The sequence below is a fragment of the uncultured Kushneria sp. genome (genome assembly GCF_947497025.1).
Classification (GTDB): Bacteria; Pseudomonadota; Gammaproteobacteria; order Pseudomonadales; family Halomonadaceae; genus Kushneria.
Genome location: NZ_CANMFC010000003.1, coordinates 368,330 through 389,467, shown reverse-complemented (window position 1 = coordinate 389,467; position 21,138 = coordinate 368,330). Strand labels below are relative to the sequence as shown.

The following is a 21,138-nucleotide window of genomic DNA, read 5'->3' as shown; positions in this document are numbered from 1 at the left end:
GGTCGGACATGGGGTTCTCCTTCAGTGCACGCCGGTTCGGCGGCGACGTATCAGTTCATTCATCAGTTCACGCGACCGCAGCGCTCGACTTCCCAGCAGTGGCGCCAGCGCCTGGCGCGTCAGCACGCGCGCAGTACCGGCAAGCCCCGGGGAATCCCAGTCGCCCCGAGCCAGCCAGCCCAGCGCGCGCGCTTCAAAGGCCGGTCCGTCCGGGGGCGCCGGGTAAAATCGCTTCAGGGAAGGGTTATAAAGATAGCGCCCTTCACGCTCCAGCGGCCGGTCCTGATCATCAAGAAAGACCGGCTCACTGTCGAGCGCTTCAAGCAGCGTAATCTCAAAACGCCTGAGCGCGCCGCCCCGCCGCTCGGGAAAGGGCAAGGCCTCAAGCAGCGCGGCGTAAAAGGCAAACAGGGTATCGGCCGGCAACGATAGCGGCAAAAGACGAGTCATCAGCTCATTGGCATAAAGCCCGCAGATAAGCCCCTCCCCTGCCAGCATGGCCCCGGGCCCCTGGGATTCGATGGCTCTTAGCGTCTTCAGCTCGCCTTCCCCCTGCCAGGTCAAATGCAGCGGCGTAAAGGGCTGAAGCCGATGGCGCGTTCGACTGCCCGGACGCATGACGCCGCGTGCCACGGCACGTATACGGCCGTCACGCAGCGTCAGAATGTCTGCCAGTGCGCTGGTTTCACGCCAGGCCTGACGGTGCAGCAGATACGCCGGCTGCAGTTCCATGATCAGTCCAGGTCGTAACCAAGGCTTTTCAGGGCACGGGCATCATCGGACCAGCCACGCTTGACCTTGACCCAGAGCTTGAGCATGACCTTGCAATCGAAGGTCTTCTCCATTTCCAGGCGGGCTTCCTGACCGATCTTTTTAATGCGCTCGCCTCCCTCACCGATCAGAATCTTTTTCTGACCATCGCGCTCGACCAGCATCAGGGCATGGATATGAATGATGTGGCCTTCGTCGCGAAACTGTTCGACTTCCACGGTCATCTGGTAGGGCAGCTCGTCACCCAGCTGGCGCATGACCTTTTCACGTACCAGTTCGGCCGCCAGAAAGCGCTGGCTGCGATCGGTGATCTGATCTTCGGGGAAGAAATGGACATTTTGAGGCAGATGTTTGGCCACTTCGGCTTCAAGTGCCTCAACGTTGGTGCCATGACGCGCCGAGATCGGCACGATGGCGGCAAAGTTGCGACGCTTTTCAAGCTCGGCAAGCCATGCCATGAGCCTGGCACGGTCCTCGATCCAGTCCACCTTGTTGACGGCCACGATGACCGGTGCCTGCACGTGAGAGAGCTTCTCGAGCACGACATCATCTTCATTGGTCCATTTCGTGCGATCCACGATAAAGACCACGCAGTCGATATCCCGCAGCGCCTGAGTCGCTGCCTGATTCATGAAGGCGTTGATGGCCCGATTGCGATCCTTTTGCATGATGTGAATACCGGGTGTATCCACATAGATGGTCTGCGTGTCGGCTTCGGTCTTGACGCCCATGACCTGATGACGGGTTGTCTGCGGGCGCCGTGAGGTAATGGAAATCTTTTGACCCAGAATGCGATTCATCAGGGTTGATTTGCCCACGTTGGGGCGGCCGACGATGGCCACAAATCCACAGCGCGTGGTCGCACCGGATTCGGGAGTGTCGTCCGTGGTGATATCGTTCATGAAATGCTCCACGTTAACGTGTGTCCGGTGTTGAAAATATGATGCGTGAGGTATCAGGCGTGTCAGGGCGAGAACTCATCGCCGGGCGGACTCGATCAGTGTCAGCGCCTGTTCGGCCGCCTGCTGCTCGGCGTGACGTCGGCTGGCACCGGTGCCACTGGTTGGTGCCTTGAGCACGTCCACATGGCAGCTGACCGTAAACTGCTGGGCGTGAGCCTCCCCTTCAATATTGAGAACCTCATAACGCGGCAGAGGGATCTGGCGAGACTGTAAAAACTCCTGCAGTCGGGTCTTGGGGTCCTTCTGGGTATCCTCAAGATTGAGCGCGTTCAGCCGCGCCTCATACCAGGACAGCACACAGCGTCTGGCGATGACCATGTCACTATCAAGATAGATGGCGCCGATGATGGCTTCCACAGCGTCGGCCAGAATGGAATCGCGTCGGTGTCCGCCGCTTTTCATCTCGCCGGACCCAAGACGCAGAAACTGGCCAAGTTCGAATTCGCGGGCCAGCTCGGCCAGCGTTTCACCCTTGACCAACCGCGCTCTGAGCCTTGAGAGCTGCCCTTCGCGTGCCTGTGGAAAACGCGCATAAAGCGCCTCACCCACGACAAAGTTGACAATGGAGTCGCCCAGAAACTCGAGCCGCTCGTTATTGGCACCGCCGTAGCTACGATGCGTCAGGGCAAGTTCAAGCCGGCTCTTGTCGTCAAAACGATAGCCGAGACGGTCGCTGAGGATATTGAGGGAACTGCTCACGAGATAGTCGCTTTGTTCAATGAAACAGGCATAAATGATAACAGAAGCTGTCCTTGGACAGCTTCTGTCAGAGAAGATTTTCCATCAGAACCTTCTGACGGAAAGAAAGGGAGACCCTTTTAGTGCAGCAGCCTGGCCTTCGTAAAGTCCGGCAGGCCACCATTCCAGTGCATCCAGACACCAAAGGCGCGCCCCACTATATTCTCTTCCGGCACGAAGCCCCAGTAGCGGCTATCGTTGGAGTCATCGCGATTGTCACCCATCATGAAGTAGTGGCCGGCGGGTACGGTGACTTCACTCATCTGCGGGCCGGGCGCATCCAGATTATTGAAAATGTGATGCTCGGCACCCTTGAGATACTCCCTGTAAAGCGCCTGGGTATCATCAACGTTATTGTCATCCAGCAGGTCCTTTCGCACCGGCTGCCCGTTGATATAAAGCTGCTTGTCCTGATAGCGAATGCGATCCCCCGGCACGCCGATCACGCGCTTGATGTAGTTGACCGAGGTATCACCCGGAAAACGAAACACCATGATATCGCCACGTTCGGGCTCGCCAATATCCAGAATCTTTGTGTTGATCACCGGCAGGCGCAGGCCGTAGGAGAACTTGCTGACGGCAATGAAATCTCCCACATCAAGCGTCGGTTCCATTGAACGCGACGGAATCTGGAACGGCTCAATGACAAAGGAGCGAAGTACCAGCACTACCAGAAGCACCGGAAAAAAGGCTCTGGAATAATCCACATACCAGGGTTCCCCTGGCCCCCCGGGCACCGCAGTGTCGTGGGTCACTTCTCCCGGCGGTCGGCTGCTGCCCCCCGGGGAGGCCTTGCGCCTGCGACGCAGTACAACAATATCCAGCAGCCAGATCGCCCCGGTGACAAGGACGGCTACCACCAGCAGAAGTGAAAAATCCATTACGTGCTTTCCCGGCTCACGGGAGCGAAGCCTGCGCTACGCTCAATCATTGACTTTCAGTACGGCCAGGAAGGCATCCTGCGGGATTTCAACCTTGCCGACCTGCTTCATGCGCTTTTTACCCTGCTTTTGCTTGTCCAGCAGCTTGCGCTTTCTCGACACGTCGCCGCCATAGCACTTGGCCGTTACGTTCTTGCGCAACGCCTTGACGGTGGAGCGTGCCACGACATGACCACCCAGCGCGGCCTGTATGGCCACATCAAACATTTGACGCGGAATCATCTCCTGCATCTTGTCGACCAGAGCGCGACCGCGGTGATGGGACTGATCGCGATGCACGATGGTGGCCAGGGCATCAACACGCTCGCCGTTGATCAAAACGTCCAGGCGAGCAAGCCTTGCCGCCTCAAAGCGCTCGAAACTGTAATCCAGTGAAGCATACCCTTTCGACACCGATTTCAATCGGTCAAAGAAGTCCATCACCACGTCACTCATCGGCAGCTCATAGACGAGCTGCATCTGGCTGCCCAGTACCTGCATGTCGAGCTGGACGCCGCGACGTACCACGCATTCGTTGATGACGTTACCCACATACTCCTGCGGCACCAGAATGTTGGCCCGCACGATAGGCTCACGAATCTCGTTGACTGACGACATGTCGGGAAGCTTGGAAGGGTTGGAGACATACAGGAGCTCTCCATCTTCCATGGCAAGCTCATAGATCACCGTCGGCGCGGTCGTCAGCAGATCAAGATCGTACTCACGTTCCAGACGCTCCTGCACGATCTCCATATGAAGCGTCCCCAGAAACCCGACACGGAAACCAAAGCCCAGTGCGTCCGAGTTTTCGGGGATGTAATCCAGCGAGGCATCGTTGAGCGCCAGTTTTTCAAGCGCATCACGGAAGTCCTCGTAGTCATCGGAGCTGATCGGGAACATGCCGGCGTAAACCTGCGGCTTGACCTTTTGAAACCCTGGCAGACGCTCGACCTGAGGCGTTTTGGCATGAGTGATGGTGTCACCCACCGGCGCCCCCTGAATGTCCTTGATCCCGGCAACGATATAGCCCACCTCACCGGCACGCAGCATGCCGGTACTGGTCTGGCGCGGTGTAAAGATGCCGATATCGTTAATATCCCACTCGCGACCGGTGGACTTCATCAGGATCTTGTCACCCTTTTTGAGCGTTCCGTCAAAAAGACGAACCAGCGAGACAATGCCTTGGTAGTTATCGAACCATGAGTCGATGATCAGTGCCTGAACAGGTTTGGTGATATCTCCCCTGGGCGGCGGAATGAAACTGACCAGCTGTTCGAGCAGGCCTTCCATGCCGATGCCGGTCTTGGCCGAGACGCGCGAAGCATTGCCGGCCTCGATGCCGATGATCTCTTCGATCTCGTGGATGACCTTGTCCGGGTCTGCCTGGGGTAGATCCATTTTGTTAAGCACCGGGAGCACTTCAAGACCCTGCTCAATGGCGGTGTAGCAGTTCGCAACCGACTGCGCCTCGACACCCTGTCCGGCATCCACGACCAGCAGCGCCCCTTCACAGGCATACAGTGAGCGGGATACCTCATAGGAAAAATCGACGTGCCCGGGGGTGTCGATGAAGTTGAGCTGATAGACCGTGCCGTCGTCGGCCTTGTAATCCAGCGTCACCGACTGCGCCTTGATCGTGATGCCACGCTCACGTTCAAGATCCATGGAGTCGAGTACCTGCTCCTTGAGCTCGCGCTCGGTCAGCCCGCCGCAAATCTGAATGATACGATCGGCCAGTGTCGACTTGCCGTGGTCGATATGGGCGATGATCGAGAAGTTGCGGATGTGTTTCAGCGTCCCGTTGCTTGCGTCATTCGTCATTCGAGGTGATCACCTGTTAAAGCGTCGTGAGCCATGAAAGATCAGCGCCGCATGAAGCCTGCGCGCTGCCCATGGCCGAAAATGGGCGCATTGTAGCGTGTTGGCGAATCAGGTGATAGGCAGTGCCTTGATGGACGCCCTGAAAGGCATGCATACAAGGTAATGGAAAAGGGAGCCCGAATGGGCCCCCTTGATCAGGCAAATGAATCAACGCGAGCCCGGCCGCAGCGGAACGAAAAGCGTGGCACCATCACGGTTGATACGCATGGGTACCGCCTTTTTGTCATCCAGCTGACCGACCAGCTTGCGCAGCGTACTAACGGAATCTACCGATTTTCCCGCCAGTTCGACGATCACATCACCCGGCTGCAGTCCGGCACGTGCAGCGGCGCTGTCCGGTGCCACCTGCTGAATCAGTACTCCGGCATCGATGCCCAGCTGCTGGCGCTGCTCGGCACTTAGCCCCGAGACCGCCAGACCAATACTGTCATTGCCGGCCTGTGAGGCATCACCGGTATCGCTGTCAGCGTCGGGCCACTGCCCTACCTTGACCGTGATCGTCTGCTCCTTGCCATCACGCTGGACACGCAGATCGATACTGTCATTCGGCGAGACGCGCCCGATAAGACGCGGCAGCGCATCGGAAGTATCGATGTCGCTGTCTCCGGCCTTGAGGATGATATCTCCAGAGCGCAGGCCTGATTTTGCCGCCGGGCTGTCCGGAGCCACATCGGCAATCAGGGCCCCGCGAGCACGATCCAGACCGAAGGAGTCGGCAAGATCATCGGAAACCGGTTGAATAACCACACCCAGCCAGCCGCGATCAACGTGGCCGTTGTCCTTGAGCTGGTCGGCGATATCCATGGCGACGTTGATCGGGATGGCAAAGGACACGCCCATGAAGCCGCCGCTGCGCGTAAATATCTGGGAATTGATGCCGACGACCTCACCATCAAGATTAAACAACGGTCCACCGGAGTTGCCCGGGTTGATGGCAACATCGGTCTGGATAAAGGGAACATAGCTGTCAGTCGGCAGCGTACGGTTGATGGCGCTGACGATCCCGGCCGTCACGGAGTGATCGAAACCGAAGGGAGAGCCGATGGCGGCAACCCATTCACCGGTTTCAAGGCCGTCTGAATCGCCCATCTTGAGCGTGGGCAGACCACTGGCATCCACCTTGATCAAGGCGATGTCCGTTTTCTGATCCTGGCCTATGACTTTGGCCTTCAGCTCGCGACGATCATTAAGCCGTACCGTGACAGTATCGGCACCATCGATCACGTGAGCATTGGTCAAAATGTAGCCATCATCACTGATGATGAAGCCGGACCCCAGTGAGCTCAGCGTTCTGCTTCCCCCCTGATCGGGCATTGTGCCAAATCCGGGCGGCATCTGGTCACCAAAGAAGTGACGAAAGATATCCGGCAGCTGCTGGTTGGGCGACAGCATGCCGGACCGCGCAGCCGCCTCCCGGGTCGTTGAAATATTGACCACGGCCGGGGCAGCGCTTTTGACCAGTGCTGTAAAATCAGGCAGTCCATTTTTCTGCTCAACGGCTCTGGCCGGCAAGGACATGGCCATCAGCACTGTCATCAACAGCATCAATAAAACCAGGGCCTGCCATTGATAAACAGGAGGGCGACGGGAGGAAACATCAGTAACGGTCAGGTCATTAAATGAGAGATCGGCCATCTTTGGACTCCGGATACTCTTATTGGCTATGGCGGCAACAGACATAGTGATCAGTCACAGGGAAAGGACTTGTCCTGTGACACCCTATAGACCATTAAGGATGAGCCAAGTTTCCTGCTTCAATGGTTACCAGCTTTATTCCAGAAGGCGCAGTAATGCCTTATCCGCTCAGGGAGACGTTTCACTACTGTCTGCCTGCCCACTATTTCTGCCAGCCTCTCCCTTTTGCAGATGCACCTGAGAGACTACGCGGGTAAGCACGTTTGCCGGCATGGCACCCACGGCAATCACCTGCCATGACTGGCCATCGTGTTGTAGATGACGCGCGGCGGCGCGGAAGTTGCCCAGCTGATGAACCCCTTCACGTAGTGCCGTGTTGTCCTTGATCGGCCCTGCAAAAAGACTCAGGGTCGCCAGACCATCGCTATAGATTTCGCGCTCAAGACTTGCACCGTTCAGCGTGACATCAAGTGTTGCCGGCTGGCGATAGAACCCCTGCGGCAGCCAGTCAGGCTGCCAACCCGCCTCGGGTATGGCTGCACTATCAGGCTCCCGAAGATAGAGAGTGTCATTGGAGCGTACCAGCGAATCGATGCGCACGATCTGTACAGTATCGACGGCCTGGCCCTGGGTATTCAGCAACTGCTGTCGAAGCGGTAAACCGCTGGCAATATCCAGCCACAGCCGATGCGGGAAACGCTGATCATCCCGGGGAGTGACATCAAGTACGACGGCCTTGCGGCCAGCAACAACGTCACGCGCAATCAGCCTGAAATCGTAATAATCCTGAAGCTGCTCAACGGTGTCATCAATGGAGGCCAAATGTGCAGAGCCATTCGAGCGCTTCGTCCACCAGAGCCCGGGAGAGTGACCCTTGTGTTCAATGGTTTCAGCAGGACCATCAAGAAACTGGATGCGCTCCTGCTCCTGCCCATCATCGATACGATGCTCGAAAAGGAAGGTGCGAAGAGAGCCCATACCCAGCCGTAATGCCACCGCCTGAAAGGCATGGCAGCGCTCGGCCATCAGGCTGCGTCTGAACCACTGCGCGCCCTTGTCACCGACCTCCTGGTCCAGCTGGCTGCAGGAGATCTGTGCTCTGCCATTATCCCTTGAGTTACCGGTATCGGCCTGAACGGCAGACAAGGGAGAAAACAGCACAGCGCCTATCAAAGAAGCACAAAACCACTGTCGCATTGCTTGAAGGTCCGCCTTACTCGCCGCTGGCAGGTGCCAGCCCCTGCATGTTCGCCATCCAGACATTGCTGCGATAGCCTGCCTGTTCGACATGTCGGCTCAGATAGTTTTGAAGCACTTCAGCCTGCTGGCGATCATTGCGCGCAGCATCTTCTTCGCCCGGCGCCATGAACCAGGACGTCTGCGCACCGATGGGCATCACGCTACCACCCTCTGTACCGGTCCCGCGAAAGGCCGCCAGCGACGCCATTGCGCCGTCACCACCGACCACGGCACCGCTGCCATTGAGATTTGCTTCGCTCGAGGCCAGGCTGCTGGTGCCGCCATTGCCGGGTACACTTTCCACACCCGTATTGGCCCGATATACCTGAACACCAGTCATGACCATCAAGCTGACGGCTGCGGCAATGGCAGCACTGCCCATGAAGGAAAACGGCACCGTACGCCGATATGTTTCCTGACTCACGGCGCCATCTTCCATATGCTCCTGCTCAAGACGCGCCCGGATGGAGGCAGACAGGTCGGTCGACACATCAACGGCGCTTTCACGCTGCATGACACTGCGCATGAGATGATAGCGACGCCAGGTATCGGCCTCTTCGGACGCATCTTCAGACAGCGACTTGAGCACACGTCGAGTTTCAAACTCGCTGCACTCGCCGTCCATCAATGCCGAAAGGGATTCCCGTACTTTCTGATTCATACCCAGACACCCTCAAACCCGTCGTGACGCATCGTCACGGTATGGTAGACAGTCCAAAATCGATTAAGTTTTACCAATGGCTCACTTCTCAACAGCCATTCTCCTGTTCATGGATCCTTTCATGGCCGGCCTCATTGTTCACGTACCATGTCGTCCTGCTGCTCTGGATAAAGCAGCGGCCTGATTCGGTTGTCCACGGCCTCTCTGGCACGAAAGATACGCGAGCGCACGGTCCCCACGGGACACTGCATGATGCTGGCAATGTCCTCATAGGAAAGGCCGTCGAACTCACGAAGCGTGATGGCCGTTCGCAGATCCTCGGGCAGATTTTCGATGGCCTCGAATACAGCTTTCTCAAGCTGGTCACGCGCAATGGCCGACTCGGGTGTATCGATATCTGCCAGCCGTCCGCTCTGGTCCAGCACTTCTGCATCACTGATGTCCATGTCGCTATTGGGCGGACGACGTCCGCGAGCGACAAGGTAATTTTTCGCCGTATTGATGGCGATGCGATACATCCAGGTATAAAAGGCACTTTCGTTACGAAAACGTCCCAATGCCCGATAAGCCTTGATAAAGGCTTCCTGTGCCACATCATGCACTTCTGCCTGATCGTGCACATAGCGACCCACAAGACCGATCACCTTGTGTTGATACTTGCGTATCAAAAGATCAAAGGCCTGGTTATCCCCTTTCTGTGCCCGCTCGACCAGCTGATGATCCGTTTCCTTTAACCCCATTCGTGATCCCCCGCAACGACAGGGTTCAAACCTTTCGAACCTGTCTTTCCAGGCCCTTCAGGAAAGTAACAAACAATTAAAATCATAGTGATAACCTGAAAGCTCCGGGCCTTGATTCATGGCGTTAGTGTTCCCCTTTATCGACGCCTCATCAAGTCGACATCTCATCCACCGAACAAGAACCTCCCCCGAAACTGTAAAGTATTGAGACCACGAAAAAGTGTCATGGTTCCATGGTAGTATTCTCTGCCAGCCGCGTATCATGCAGATCACACTTCGTTTCGACTTCCAAGCACTGCCGGATTGCACGCTCATGTCACAGCAACAGGTCAACAATCTAAACGTTCTCTCCCAGGACGTGCTCATCACTCCCGAGGCGCTCAAGCGCGAGATTCCCCTGTCAGAGGAGGCTGAAAGTACCGTTATCGAGAGTCGTCGCACGATAGAACGTATTCTCAGCGGTGAGGATTCTCGCCTGCTTGTCGTCATCGGCCCCTGCTCCATTCATGACACCAAAGCCGCACAGGATTATGCCCAACGTCTCAAAGCACTGGCAGAGCGTGTCAGTGACTCGCTGTTTATCGTCATGCGTGTCTATTTTGAAAAGCCCCGCACCACGACAGGCTGGAAGGGACTGATCAACGACCCGCATCTCAATGACTCCTTCGACATCCAGAACGGATTACATCTGGCCCGTAATCTGCTCGTTGAACTCTGTGAAATGGGTCTGCCACTGGCCACCGAAGCACTGGATCCGATTTCACCGCAGTACCTGCAGGACTGCATCAGCTGGTCTGCCATCGGCGCACGCACCACCGAATCACAGACGCACCGCGAAATGGCCTCCGGGCTTTCGGGTCCGGTCGGTTTTAAAAACGGCACTGATGGCAGCCTGGATGTGGCCATGAATGCACTGTGCTCGGTTGCCTCGCCGCACAATTTCCTGGGCATTGACCAGAAGGGCCAGGTCGCCGTCATTCGTACCCGCGGTAACGCCAACGCTCACGTGGTACTGCGCGGTGGCAACGGCAAGCCCAACTATGACAGCGTCAGTGTTGCTCTTGCCGAAAAGGAGCTGGAGAAGGCAGGACTCAAGACCAATATCATGGTCGACTGTTCTCACGCCAACTCCAACAAGGACCCGGCCCTGCAGCCGCTGGTCGTTGAAAACATCACCCAGCAGATTCTGGAGGGCAACACCTCCATCATGGGTCTGATGATCGAGTCCCATCTCCACTGGGGTGCCCAGAAGCTGATCAGCGATCCGTCACAGCTCGAATATGGCGTGTCGATCACCGATGCCTGCATCGACTGGGAAGCTACCGAAAAGCTGCTGCTGGAAGTCAACGACAAGCTGAGCGAGCCGCTCAAGGCCCGCAAGCGCTAGGCAGGAACGCTCAATCGCACAGCGCACACGAAAAAACCCGGCCGTGGCCGGGTTTTTGACGTATTGCGGGTATTCAGACTGCCGGTATTCAGGAAGCAAGCGTCGCAGGGGCGCCCGCACCTTCGATCTCGCGCTGAAACGGCGGCAGGGCATCCAGAAGCGCCCGGCCATAGCGACGGGTCAGAACGCGCCGATCGAGCAGCGTGATCCGGCCGGTATCGACTTCCTTGCGAATCAATCGACCGCAGGCCTGCACCAGCTTGATCGAGGCATCGGGCACTGAAATGCGCATAAAGGGATTGCCCCCTCGGGACTCGATCCATTCTGCAAGCGTCGCCCCTACCGGGTCATCAGGCACAGCAAAGGGCAGACGCGTGATCACCACATGGGTCAGATAATCACCCGGCAGATCGATGCCTTCAGCGAAGCTGGCCAGTCCGAGAATGATGCTGCCTTTCCCTTCATCGATGCGCTTTCGATGGCGCTCGATCAACTCCCGACGTGGCATGTCATCCTGAGACAGCGTGCGACCGAGCGCCTTATCGAGTCTGGCCACTACCGCGCGAAGCTGCTTGCGTGACGAAAAGAGCACCAGCGCCGCCTCATCCTCACCCAGATTTTCGATAAAGTTGACGATGGCACTTTCGTGCGCGTCGCGATCCCCCGGGTCGACGGCCTCACGCGGCACTGACAGCACCGCACGGGAGTAATCAAACGGACTGGGCAAACTCTGATAGCGATAGCGATTGGCAAGACCGGCGCGCTCCTGAAGGCGGTCGAAGCGTCCCAGTGCCGTGAGGGTGGCCGAGGTCAACACGGCACCGTGACAGCTGCCCCACAGATAGCGGGCCAGCGTTTCGGCAGCACTCACGGGGCTGGCAGAAAAGGTCAGTTCCGCCTCGCCCGAGCGCTGCTCGAAGGTCAGCCAGCGCGCCTGCGGCGGAGCATCCTCGACTTCATCAGCCCCAAAGGCCTGCCAGAGCGCGTGCGCCTCAAGGGCGCGACCATGCACCAGCGCGATCAGCGGTAGCCAGGCCTCGGCCTGTTCGCGGGCAAGACCGGTCGACTTGTCCGGATCAAGGCTTTCACGAAGGATATCGCTGATGGTTTCCAGATGCCGTGACAGCTCGGCAAAGGGCGTGACCAGCTGCTGTGCCAGATCACGAAAGGCCGCCGGCAGCCTGCCCATGGTAAAGCGATAGTGCAGCCGCTCGTTGTCCTCCGGCGTGCGCTCGGCCAGCGGCTGCGCCAGTCGAAAGGCGTCGCCGAGCCGGGGCTCGATGCTGGCCAGAAGCTCCGGGAACTGTCCCAGCAGACGAGCAATCGTGTGCTGCGCGCCAAGCCCCGTGTTGAGGTCCGTCAGTGACTTCTTGAGCTGGCCCAGCCAGCGCATCGCCGCGTTGACGCCCTGGCGATGATAGAAGTGCTCCAGCGCCTTGTCCGGCAGATGGTGCGCCTCGTCAAAAACGTAGATCGTGTCCTTCGGATTGGGCAGCACAATGCCGCCGCCCAGCGACAGATCGGCCAGCACCAGATCGTGATTGGCGACGATTACATCGGCCTCGTCCATGCCGCGGCGGGCACGGAAGAAGGCGCAGGCGCCGAAGTGCCCGCAGCGCCGGTTGGTGCACTGGCGATGATCGACCGTCAGGCGGCGCCACTGCGGGTCAGCGATGGTCTGTGGCCAGCTGTCACGATCGCCCTGCCACTCACCGCTGCCATAGGATTCAGCCAGTTCCCGGGCCAGCTCGCCGATATCCTCCTGACTGCTCACCAGACTCTGTTCGAACAGCGACATGGTCGGATTGTCTTCTACCCCATCCATCAGCTGATCGAGTTTGGCCACGCAAACGTAACGTCCGCGCCCCTTGGCCAGCGCATACTCGAAATCGAGCCCGCTGCTGGCCTTGAGCATCGGCAGATCCTGATGGAGCACCTGCTCCTGCAGGGCGACGGTCGCTGTCGACACCACCAGCCGCTTGCCCTGCGCCTTTGCAATGGGCAGTGCCGCCAGCAGATAGGCCAGTGTCTTTCCGGTGCCGGTGCCGGCTTCCAGCACGCAGACATGCTCCTGACTGACGCGCTTGCCCTGCTCGTCGGTCTTGATGTCACCAAGCGTTCGGGCAATTTCAGCCATCATCAGGCGCTGGCCATAGCGGGGCCTGAGCGAACGCGCTTCAATCACGCGTCGATAGGCCGCCTGAATATCGCGTTTAAGCGCGTCGTCGAGCACAGTGCCCCTCCGCCTTGTGGTACACGGCGTGGTCAGTCATCAGTGAGAAGGTTGGCCGGCGGCTGCTGACAGGGGAGCCGATCCTTGATGTAGGCTTCGATTTCCGGCAGTGCATAGCCGTCTTCTTCGCCGACAAAACTGATCGAGGTCCCCTGTGCACCAGCACGACCGGTTCGTCCGATACGATGCACGTAATCTTCGGGGTCGTCGGGCAGCGTATAGTTGACCACATGACTGATGTCGTTGATGTGTATGCCACGGCCGGCGACATCGGTGGCGACCAGTACGGCCACCTTGCCTTCGCGAAAACGCTCGAGCGTGCTCACACGTGTTTTCTGCGGCACCTCGCCTGACAGCATGGCCACATTGATCCCCGCCTTGCGCAGGCGATCATCAAGCTTGCGCACCAGATCGCGCCGGTTGGCAAAGACCATCACCTTCTCCAGCTTTTCTCGCTCGATCAGGCGCCTGAGAATGGTAAATTTTTCGGCATCACTGACGAGATAGACCCGCTGATCAATGTTGGCAGCCGCGCTGGCGTCGACTTCGATCTCGACATGCGCAGGCTCATGCGTCCATTGACTGGCCAGGTTGAGAATGTCCTGGGTAAAGGTGGCCGAGAACAAAAAGGTCTGACGCTCTTCGGTCCTGGGCGTGGCCCGAATGATGCGCTTGACGTCCGGGATGAACCCCATCGACAGCATGCGATCGGCTTCATCAAGCACCAGCACTTCGACCTGAGAAAGGTCGGCGTCACGCTTTTGATGAAAGTCGAGCAGACGTCCGGGGGTGGCCACCAGAATGTCCAGCGGCTTTTCAAGCTTCTGGCGCTGTTTCTGGTAATCCATGCCGCCCACGGCGCTGGCCACCCTCAGCGAGGTATGGGTCATCAACGCCCTGGCATCCTTTTCGATCTGCAATGCCAGCTCGCGCGTCGGCGCGATAATCAGCGCTCGGGGTGCCCCGGGCTTTTGTCCATCCGGCGCCGGCTCTTCCAGGAAATAGGCCAGAATCGAGATCAGAAAGGCCGCGGTCTTGCCGGTACCCGTCTGGGCCTTGCCGACCACGTCGCCACCCAGCAGCGTATGACGCAGCGCTTCGGCCTGGATCGGGGTGCAGTAATGGAAGCCCTGCTCGGCAATGGCCTGCATCAGCGGCATCGGCAGATTGAAATCCTGAAAACGCCACTTGCCGGCCACGGCAGGGACTTCCGGCAGGGCATTCGAGCCTTCGCTGCCGGACGCCTGGTTTTCCTGCACGTTACCAGTCTGAGCGTTATTACGGGACTGGCTGCGCCGGGGCTTGCGACGGCGGCGCTTGGGCCGACGATTGGCATTGGCGGGAGCCTCCGCCGACGTCTGTGCCGGCTGAGAGTTTTCCGACTCACTCATATGCTGCGATCACTTTGGCTTGAGATGAATAGACAAGATACCGGGCCATTGTATCAGCACCGCCGACCGAGTTGTGCATCAACCGTGTCCGGGGCAAGCCAGCGCCCGCGCAAATTGTTAAACTGCCCGCCACTGCAGCACACTGCTTCAGGCGAGACACGAGAGGTTTTTATGACCCGTCGCAAGAAGACGCGCTCGCTGGCCGACAAGGTGACCATCCGTACCGGCAAGCGCAAGGATTACCGCCGCTGGCGGCATGACAATCCGGACCAGTTACAGTCCACGCCGCGATTTGCGGCCAAAAAGCGCGATCAGCGCAAGGCGCAGGCCGCCAGCAAGCTGGAGCGACAGCGCCGTGAGGCCACGACCCTGCCGCTGCACTCGCAGAACACCAACGCCTCAACCGATTCATCACAAGACAGCTGACATGCGCCTGGTTTCATTCAATATCAACGGTATTCGCGCCCGCCAGCATCAGCTTGAAGCGCTGGTCGAGGCCCACGCACCCGATGTCATCGGCCTGCAGGAGACCAAGGTTCAGGACAGCGAGTTTCCCCTCGATGCCGTGGCCGGTCTCGGCTATCACGTGCACTATCACGGTCAGAAGGGTCATTACGGCGTGGCACTGCTCACGAAGGCAGCGCCGACGCAGGTGCAGTTCGGACTGCCGGATGATGACGATGAGGCGCAGCGCCGCATGATTGCGGTGACGCTGGACACGCCTGCCGGCCCATTGATGGTCTACAACGGCTATTTTCCGCAGGGCGAGGGCCTCCATCACCCGACCAAGTTTCCCAACAAGCGTCACTTTTATGATCAGCTCTCGCGCCATCTGGAACAAAGGCACCAGCCGGAGGAACTGATCGCGGTCATGGGCGATTTCAATATCTCGCCTGCCGACATCGATATCGGCATTGGTGAGCCCGCCCGCAAGCGCTGGTTAAGAGAAGGCAAGACAAGCTTTCAGCCCGAGGAGCGCCGCTGGCTCGAGCGTTTGACCACCTGGGGATTTGAAGACAGCTACCGTCGCTGTTATCCGCAGCGCGACGATCTGTTCAGCTGGTTTGACTACCGCTCAAAGGGCTTTGAGCGCGACCCGAGACGCGGGCTTCGCATCGATTACATCCTGACCAGTACGGGGCTTTCACCCCGCGTTCAGGATGCCGGCATCGATTATGAATTGCGCGCCATGACGCGGCCTTCCGACCATGCCCCGGTCTGGACCACGCTGGCGATTGAGTAACGTCTTCGGCGTTACGTCGAAAGCAATGAGCCACCATCCGGCCCACCCTGTTGCGGGCCGGGTGTCTTTCAACGCATGAGCCTTCATGAAGGCCTGTCGTCCGCCTGCTGGTCATTATCGATCAGCGCCAGCCATTGCCCTGCCTGATCGGCACTGTCATTAAACTTCCTGGCCTGACGAAAGAGCTGCTGCGCCTGATCAAGATGGCCCTGCTCATAGACCGCAACCCCTTCCATCAGCAATAACTGCCCTGGATTGTCAGCCCCTTTTTCACGCGCCCTTGCAAATCCCTGCTCGGCCTGCGCCCAGATCCCCCAGCCATAGGCGAGATCACCCAGCATGTACCAGTCGTGGGCGTCATTGCTGCGTTCGGCAACCGCCTGCCAGACCTGCAAGGCCTTTTGATGATCGCGCGCCTGCGCCCAGGCCCGTGCCACCAGCCGACGGTGTGCATCACTGTCTTCGAGCTCCCCCTTGTCGAGCGCCTGCGAGAGCATCTCGGCGGCACGCGCTGGCGTCCCTCCGGCCATATGCAGTTTTGCCCGCGTCAGTAGCGCCTTCTCCCCCGTGAGAATACCCCGCTGCCAGCCAGCCTCCCAGAGCGCTGCAGCCCGTCCGGGCTGGCCGATGCGCTGATACAGGGCAGCCGCCTGCTGCCAGCGGGCCGGGTCACTGTCATCCTGATCAAGCTGTGCTTCGACCACCTCGGAGGCCGCCTCAAATTGCCCGGCCTGCTGATAAACACTCGCAGCCAGCGCCAGCTGGTCGCTATCGGGTGTCGAATCCTTCTCTCGCGCCAGCGAGACCCAGCGCAGCGCTTCATCCCACTGTTCAAGACGTGCGTGAATGCGTGCCCCCAGCCAGAGATCATCAGCAGTGGGCGATGTCTGGCCCTGCCAGCGATCAAACAGTGCTGCGGCCTGATCAAGCTGGCCGGCCTTCAATCGCAGCTTCGCTTCCTGCTCGAGCCATTGCAGACGCTGTGCCAGCGGCGCCGTGTCGATACCGCGCGCCTGATAAAGCAGATCGGCCGCCCGGCCGGGCTGATCCATCCGTTGTGCGGCATTGGCAGCCAGCTGTAGATACAGCGCACGCGCCCACTGATCGCTCTGACGGCTGCCGGCGCTGGCTGCACGGGAACGCGCCGTCTCCACCACCTGCTGGTAATGACCGTTTGCGAGCTCGCGTTCAAGCCCCTGCAGCCTGTCGATACTCTGCTGGGAAAGCGCGGGGCCGGCGGCCAGAGCACGCTGCTCGCCGCCCAGCAGCATGGCAAGACTGATGCCCATGGCCATCAGCGCTTTTAACCGGCCCTGACGGGGATTCACATGGCGAAGGCGATAGTGGCGAAACATGGCATTACCTCAGCTTGAAGACCAGCCGCTGACGCGTACGAGCCGGCGCATCGCGAGACGGGAACTGCCACTGCTCGATGGCATCACGGGCAGCACTGTCAAATACCCCCCCGGGCTCTGACGCCGTGACCTGAATGGAGCCTGCATCGACACTGCCATCGGCATTGATGATAAAGCTCATCTCGACGAAGCCCTCTTCACCCCGTCGCCTTGCCCGCATGGGGTATTCCGGCTGCACCCGGCTGGTAGGCTGTGCCTGTACCGTGCCGCCACCCTGGGCGGTTGCTCCCTCGGGCGTGCCACCGCTTTGCGACCCCTGCTGCTCACTTTGCTGCGTGCCCTGAGACGATGGCGTGGGCGTGGCCTGCTGTTTTGGCGGCGTCGGCGCTGGACGCGGCTCAGGTTTGGGCTCAGGTTTTGGTTCAGGCCTTGGCTCCGGTTTCTCAACCTCAAGCTCCGGCAAATCATCGTTCATCCTGACGTCCGGCGCCTGAGGTTCGCTGACCTCCTGTTCCTGCAGTTGAATATCGCTTTGTACATCCTCGGCCGGCAGGGGCGCCGGCGCAGGCCGTGCCGGTGCAGCGGGTGGCGGCGGAGGCGGTGCGGCCGCAGCGATATCGTTCGAGGCCTCGGGCGCCCTGGCAGGTGCTGCCACGTTGTCAACGATCGACATGGTCATGGTTTCCTGAGGCGTATCCCGTGGCTCGGGCGGGGCGACCATCAAGGCCAGCCCCCAGAACAGCAGCAGTGCAAGGGCCAGCGCGCCCAGCAGCGCAAGCGCCTGACGCATCAGTTCTCTCCTCGCGACGCCGCCACCGCCACGTTTTCAACGCCCGCCTGACGGATGCGATCCATGGTCTGGATCAAAAGTCCGGTCTGTGAGGCGCGATCGGCCTGGATGACCACGTTGCCGTCACTCCCCGACAACGTTTCCCGCACGCGATCGCCCACGGCGTTGCTGTCCACGGCCTGACCGTCTACCCAGACCGTGCCTTCCGAGGTGATGGCCACCAGTACCTGGGTGTCATTGCGCTGCGTGGCTTCGCTTGACTCGGGGCGATCGATGTCTACCCCGCTTTCACGCACAAAGCTGGTGGTGACAATAAAGAAGATCAGCATGATGAAGACCACGTCCAGCATCGGGGTCAGGTCGATAGCGGTCGTGTCTTCTTCCATGCGAGTTCGCCGTCTACGCATGATCGATCTCCGTGGCTCGGGTCAGTCGATCGTGAAGATACTGATCTTCACGTCGCACGATGTGTTCAAACCGACTGGTAAAGAGGATGCCCACCACGGCCACCGCCATGCCGGCCAGCGTTGGCAGCGTGGCACGTGCCACACCATCCGACATGCCGCGCGCCTGGCCCACCCCGGTAATGGAGAGCGTATCAAACACCTGGATCATGCCGGTGACGGTACCCACCAGCCCCAGCAGCGGGCACAGGGCCACCAGCAGCTTCAACCACGGCAGCGAGGCTCTCAGCGCACTGATGAGTTCACCACACCAGCATTCGCGCAGCGTACGGGCGCTCCAGCTGACATGCTCATGGCGCTGTTGCCAGCGGGTAATCAGCGCCTGGCGCTGCCGGCGATAGCGCCACTGCCAGTAGATCAGCCGCTCCAGTGCCAGCGTAAACAGCAGCACGGCGACCAGAGCAATCACCACCAGCACCGGGCCACCGGCGCTGGCCAGCCGTGCAATGGGATGCACCAGCGCCTCGATCATGAGGCACTTCCATGCAGACGGGTGTCGGCTTCAAGCCCTGAGTGCTGCTCATCCATGCGATCCGCCAGATGGGCACTGGCCTGTCGCTCCAGCAGATTCATCAGGCTGCGGCTACGGCTGTTGAGCGCGGTGTTGGCAAACAGCAGAGGGATGGCCACGACCAGCCCCAGTACAGTGGTCACCAGTGCCTGACTGATACCGCCGGCCATCATTTTGGGATCGCCACTGCCGAACACCGTGATGGCCTGAAAGGTGCCAATCATGCCGGTGACCGTGCCCAGCAGTCCCATCAGAGGAGCGATGGCAGCAATCACCTTGACAACCGCCTGCCCGCGTTCCAGCCCCGGCTGCTCGGCCAGCAGCATTTCATCCATTCGGGCCTCGAGTACTTCAGGCTCATGGTAGCGCTGCTGCTGTCCAAATCGCTTGAGTACACGCCCCAGCGGGTTATCGTTGCGCAAATCCTCGAATTGATGCATCTGGCGACGAGTACGGGCACTGACCAGCGCCAGCCATGCAAACTGGGCCAGAGCAATCAAAAGGCCAACGGCACCCAGCGCCAGCGTGATATAGCCGATCACGCCGCCCTGCCTGACGCGCTCGACGAGAGAGGGCTGCTGCGCCAGTGCTTCCAGCACTTCTCCATCGGTCGGATCAAGCGCCATGGTGTCGCCTTCACCGCTGGCCAGTGCTTTCAGCTGATCCGAGACACTGCCCGGCGTATGCGCTGCCACGGCCAGCGGGCGGTCATCTGCCGGCGCCCTCAGCAGATCGCCCTCACTGAACGCGCTCATGCCACCCAGACGCACCACGTCGCGCTGGGTGATTTCGCCATTTTTCCCGGCCACGGGCAGTTGCAGGTGTTCGCCCTGAGCGCTGCGCGCGATCAGCTGGCTCATCGACTTCGCGTACTGCTCGAGGTCCTCGGTGGAAGCAATGCTTGAATCGTCCAGCGACGGCAGGCGGATCTCGCTACCCAGCGTCAGCCAGCTGTTGTTCAGGCTGTCGCGGGTATCGTCGATCTCGTGACGCAATTGATCGAACATCGGCTGAAGATCATCGCCTTCACTGCTTCGCCGCTCATTGATGTCTGCGATGGCCTTTTCCTGGCGCTGGCGGGTGCTGTCGAGGCTATCGCGACGCGCCTGCGCCTTTTGCTGGTTTGCCTCGGCATCCGCCACGGCCTGTTTTAATTGCTCACGATCATCCAGCAGAGTATCGAGACGCGACAGGTCACGCTGCTGCGCCCGGGCAGAGCCCTGCTGATAGCTCTGGACAATATCTTCAAGCGAAGGGGCTGACTGTTCGTCGGCAGAGGCCGGCAGAGAGATACCCACCATCAGGGCCAGTGCGGCACCGGCCAGAGGCCCGGTCATATGTTTTACCACCTTCATGAGGATGCCCCCTGCGACGCGGATTCGGATGACGCCTGTTCCGGTTCAATGGAAAGCGGCAATGACAGAAGCTCGGGGGCACGCTGATCATTGGCAATGCGAATACCGCGGTTGACCTCGGCACGCTCGGCGTTGTCCAGCGGATGCCACTGATGATCCCGGTTTTTCCAGACGCCACCCTGCTCGCCATCCGGCGTGAGGTAATAAAACCCAATGCGTCCCATGCGTAAAAACTGAACGTCACGCTGCTGATTGCCCTGGGTCAGCCGGCCCTGCCAACTGTCCATGTTGCGCCCATAATCAAGCTCCGTGCGCCAGACCGAGAGAAGCTGCTCCATGCGCTTCTCATTGGAAATGGAGGGATCGACCAGCGTTTTCTCAAGGCCGTCCAGCCGGGCCACGCGTTCGTCATGGCGGAAGGGAATATCGGCTTCCACCAGTGCCCTCAGGCGGTCCAGCATGTCCTGAAGGGTGTCTGGCAGCGCATCCCGGGTCTCGCCCAGAGTTTCCAGTGCATGCTGCTGGCGCTCGATTCGCTGCTGCTGCTCCTCCAGGATTGAGGAAAGCTGATCGTTGTAGCGTTCCAGTCGCTGTGCCGACGACTGCGCGTCGCGAAGGCGGGTTAAAAGTTCGCGGGTCTCGTCATCTGCCTGATCGATACGCGTCTGAATGGCCTGCTGCTGTTGCTGCTGCTGAGCGGTTTCATCACGAAGTGACGACGCCTCTGCCAGCGTCGGTAATGCCATTATCGTCAATAGGGAAAAGGCAGCGCCTCTGAGACAACAATTACGACGGTGGGTCCTCACATGATTCTCCAGGAAGAGGCGTACAGTAAAAATGGGGACAATCCGAATATACGATA

Annotated in this window: 20 protein-coding genes; 3 read left to right on the top strand and 17 right to left on the bottom strand. The window is 59.4% G+C overall.

The annotated features are described in order from the left end of the window. Positions 1 to 21: 21 nt before the first annotated feature. From recO to rpoE, 9 genes are all read right to left on the bottom strand, one after another. Positions 22 to 732, bottom strand: a complete 711-nt coding sequence (gene recO / locus Q0931_RS07570; protein WP_299258877.1) for a DNA repair protein RecO — start codon at positions 730 to 732, stop codon at positions 22 to 24. Positions 733 to 734: 2 nt separating this feature from the next. Continuing rightward, complete coding sequence (gene era / locus Q0931_RS07565; protein ID WP_299258875.1) at positions 735 to 1,673, bottom strand: GTPase Era; 939 nt, start codon at positions 1,671 to 1,673, stop codon at positions 735 to 737. A gap of 75 nt (positions 1,674 to 1,748) precedes the next feature. Next, on the bottom strand, positions 1,749 to 2,432 hold the full coding sequence (gene rnc / locus Q0931_RS07560) for a ribonuclease III (protein WP_299258873.1): 684 nt from the start codon (positions 2,430 to 2,432) through the stop codon (positions 1,749 to 1,751). Between the two features lie 119 nt (positions 2,433 to 2,551). Then, positions 2,552 to 3,352, bottom strand: coding sequence for a signal peptidase I (gene lepB / locus Q0931_RS07555; RefSeq protein ID WP_299258871.1), 801 nt, complete (start codon positions 3,350 to 3,352; stop codon positions 2,552 to 2,554). Positions 3,353 to 3,394: 42 nt separating this feature from the next. Then, positions 3,395 to 5,212: a translation elongation factor 4 gene (gene lepA / locus Q0931_RS07550; RefSeq protein WP_299258869.1), complete on the bottom strand. Its 1,818-nt coding sequence runs from the start codon at positions 5,210 to 5,212 to the stop codon at positions 3,395 to 3,397. 207 nt (positions 5,213 to 5,419) lie between these two features. Next, positions 5,420 to 6,808 (bottom strand): DegQ family serine endoprotease, encoded by a 1,389-nt coding sequence (locus Q0931_RS07545; protein ID WP_299259181.1) that lies wholly within the window; start codon positions 6,806 to 6,808, stop codon positions 5,420 to 5,422. Positions 6,809 to 7,075: 267 nt separating this feature from the next. After that, positions 7,076 to 8,068, bottom strand: coding sequence for a MucB/RseB C-terminal domain-containing protein (locus tag Q0931_RS07540; protein ID WP_299258867.1), 993 nt, complete (start codon positions 8,066 to 8,068; stop codon positions 7,076 to 7,078). Between the two features lie 52 nt (positions 8,069 to 8,120). Then, positions 8,121 to 8,807, bottom strand: coding sequence for a sigma-E factor negative regulatory protein (locus Q0931_RS07535; RefSeq protein WP_299258865.1), 687 nt, complete (start codon positions 8,805 to 8,807; stop codon positions 8,121 to 8,123). 131 nt (positions 8,808 to 8,938) lie between these two features. Continuing rightward, the gene (gene rpoE / locus Q0931_RS07530) at positions 8,939 to 9,547 is read right to left on the bottom strand and encodes an RNA polymerase sigma factor RpoE (RefSeq protein WP_299258863.1); all 609 of its coding nucleotides are present in this window, start codon (positions 9,545 to 9,547) and stop codon (positions 8,939 to 8,941) included. A gap of 313 nt (positions 9,548 to 9,860) precedes the next feature. Between rpoE and Q0931_RS07525 the strand changes: the two genes are divergently transcribed. Further along, complete coding sequence (locus Q0931_RS07525; RefSeq protein WP_299258861.1) at positions 9,861 to 10,934, top strand: 3-deoxy-7-phosphoheptulonate synthase; 1,074 nt, start codon at positions 9,861 to 9,863, stop codon at positions 10,932 to 10,934. Between the two features lie 88 nt (positions 10,935 to 11,022). Here the strand turns inward: Q0931_RS07525 and dinG are convergent, their stop codons facing one another. Together dinG and Q0931_RS07515 are read right to left on the bottom strand one after the other, a co-directional pair. Beyond that, on the bottom strand, positions 11,023 to 13,167 hold the full coding sequence (dinG, locus tag Q0931_RS07520) for an ATP-dependent DNA helicase DinG (RefSeq protein WP_299258859.1): 2,145 nt from the start codon (positions 13,165 to 13,167) through the stop codon (positions 11,023 to 11,025). Positions 13,168 to 13,199: 32 nt separating this feature from the next. Continuing rightward, complete coding sequence (locus Q0931_RS07515) at positions 13,200 to 14,558, bottom strand: DEAD/DEAH box helicase (RefSeq protein WP_299258857.1); 1,359 nt, start codon at positions 14,556 to 14,558, stop codon at positions 13,200 to 13,202. 171 nt (positions 14,559 to 14,729) lie between these two features. On the opposite strand from Q0931_RS07515, the gene Q0931_RS07510 reads away from it, so the two are divergent. Then, a complete protein-coding gene (locus Q0931_RS07510; RefSeq protein WP_299258855.1) occupies positions 14,730 to 14,984 on the top strand; it encodes a hypothetical protein in 255 nt (84 codons plus the stop codon). Position 14,985: 1 nt separating this feature from the next. After that, positions 14,986 to 15,801, top strand: coding sequence for an exodeoxyribonuclease III (gene xthA / locus Q0931_RS07505; RefSeq protein WP_299258853.1), 816 nt, complete (start codon positions 14,986 to 14,988; stop codon positions 15,799 to 15,801). Positions 15,802 to 15,884: 83 nt separating this feature from the next. On the opposite strand, the gene Q0931_RS07500 is transcribed toward xthA, so the two are convergent. From Q0931_RS07500 to Q0931_RS07475, 6 genes are read right to left on the bottom strand one after another with little or no spacing between them, the layout of a single operon-like run. Next, positions 15,885 to 17,156 (bottom strand): hypothetical protein, encoded by a 1,272-nt coding sequence (locus Q0931_RS07500; RefSeq protein ID WP_299258851.1) that lies wholly within the window; start codon positions 17,154 to 17,156, stop codon positions 15,885 to 15,887. A gap of 4 nt (positions 17,157 to 17,160) precedes the next feature. Then, complete coding sequence (locus Q0931_RS07495; protein WP_299258849.1) at positions 17,161 to 17,946, bottom strand: energy transducer TonB; 786 nt, start codon at positions 17,944 to 17,946, stop codon at positions 17,161 to 17,163. Further along, on the bottom strand, positions 17,946 to 18,353 hold the full coding sequence (locus tag Q0931_RS07490) for a biopolymer transporter ExbD (RefSeq protein ID WP_299258847.1): 408 nt from the start codon (positions 18,351 to 18,353) through the stop codon (positions 17,946 to 17,948). Before Q0931_RS07490 ends, Q0931_RS07495 begins: the two co-directional genes overlap by 1 nt. Continuing rightward, positions 18,346 to 18,882: a MotA/TolQ/ExbB proton channel family protein gene (locus Q0931_RS07485; protein ID WP_299258845.1), complete on the bottom strand. Its 537-nt coding sequence runs from the start codon at positions 18,880 to 18,882 to the stop codon at positions 18,346 to 18,348. The genes Q0931_RS07490 and Q0931_RS07485 overlap by 8 nt, the downstream gene beginning before the upstream one ends. Further along, positions 18,879 to 20,276, bottom strand: a complete 1,398-nt coding sequence (locus Q0931_RS07480; RefSeq protein ID WP_299258843.1) for a MotA/TolQ/ExbB proton channel family protein — start codon at positions 20,274 to 20,276, stop codon at positions 18,879 to 18,881. Before Q0931_RS07480 ends, Q0931_RS07485 begins: the two co-directional genes overlap by 4 nt. Then, positions 20,273 to 21,022 carry a DUF3450 domain-containing protein gene (locus Q0931_RS07475; RefSeq protein ID WP_299258841.1) on the bottom strand — a complete coding sequence of 250 codons (750 nt, stop codon included), beginning with the start codon at positions 21,020 to 21,022 and terminating at the stop codon, positions 20,273 to 20,275. The genes Q0931_RS07480 and Q0931_RS07475 overlap by 4 nt, the downstream gene beginning before the upstream one ends. Positions 21,023 to 21,138: the final 116 nt, after the last annotated feature.

Coding starts and splice junctions, on each gene's coding strand:
- era (WP_299258875.1), bottom strand. CDS start 1,673: ATGAACGATATCACCACGGACGACACTCCCGAATCCGGTGCGACCACG.
- lepB (WP_299258871.1), bottom strand. CDS start 3,352: ATGGATTTTTCACTTCTGCTGGTGGTAGCCGTCCTTGTCACCGGGGCG.
- xthA (WP_299258853.1), top strand. CDS start 14,986: ATGCGCCTGGTTTCATTCAATATCAACGGTATTCGCGCCCGCCAGCAT.
- Q0931_RS07495 (WP_299258849.1), bottom strand. CDS start 17,946: ATGCGTCAGGCGCTTGCGCTGCTGGGCGCGCTGGCCCTTGCACTGCTG.
- rpoE (WP_299258863.1), bottom strand. CDS start 9,547: ATGGGGTTAAAGGAAACGGATCATCAGCTGGTCGAGCGGGCACAGAAA.
- Q0931_RS07535 (WP_299258865.1), bottom strand. CDS start 8,807: ATGAATCAGAAAGTACGGGAATCCCTTTCGGCATTGATGGACGGCGAG.
- Q0931_RS07525 (WP_299258861.1), top strand. CDS start 9,861: ATGTCACAGCAACAGGTCAACAATCTAAACGTTCTCTCCCAGGACGTG.
- lepA (WP_299258869.1), bottom strand. CDS start 5,212: ATGACGAATGACGCAAGCAACGGGACGCTGAAACACATCCGCAACTTC.
- Q0931_RS07510 (WP_299258855.1), top strand. CDS start 14,730: ATGACCCGTCGCAAGAAGACGCGCTCGCTGGCCGACAAGGTGACCATC.
- recO (WP_299258877.1), bottom strand. CDS start 732: ATGGAACTGCAGCCGGCGTATCTGCTGCACCGTCAGGCCTGGCGTGAA.
- Q0931_RS07485 (WP_299258845.1), bottom strand. CDS start 18,882: ATGATCGAGGCGCTGGTGCATCCCATTGCACGGCTGGCCAGCGCCGGT.
- Q0931_RS07490 (WP_299258847.1), bottom strand. CDS start 18,353: ATGCGTAGACGGCGAACTCGCATGGAAGAAGACACGACCGCTATCGAC.
- Q0931_RS07545 (WP_299259181.1), bottom strand. CDS start 6,808: ATGACAGTGCTGATGGCCATGTCCTTGCCGGCCAGAGCCGTTGAGCAG.
- Q0931_RS07515 (WP_299258857.1), bottom strand. CDS start 14,558: ATGAGTGAGTCGGAAAACTCTCAGCCGGCACAGACGTCGGCGGAGGCT.
- Q0931_RS07500 (WP_299258851.1), bottom strand. CDS start 17,156: ATGTTTCGCCACTATCGCCTTCGCCATGTGAATCCCCGTCAGGGCCGG.
- Q0931_RS07475 (WP_299258841.1), bottom strand. CDS start 21,022: ATGGCATTACCGACGCTGGCAGAGGCGTCGTCACTTCGTGATGAAACC.
- Q0931_RS07480 (WP_299258843.1), bottom strand. CDS start 20,276: ATGAAGGTGGTAAAACATATGACCGGGCCTCTGGCCGGTGCCGCACTG.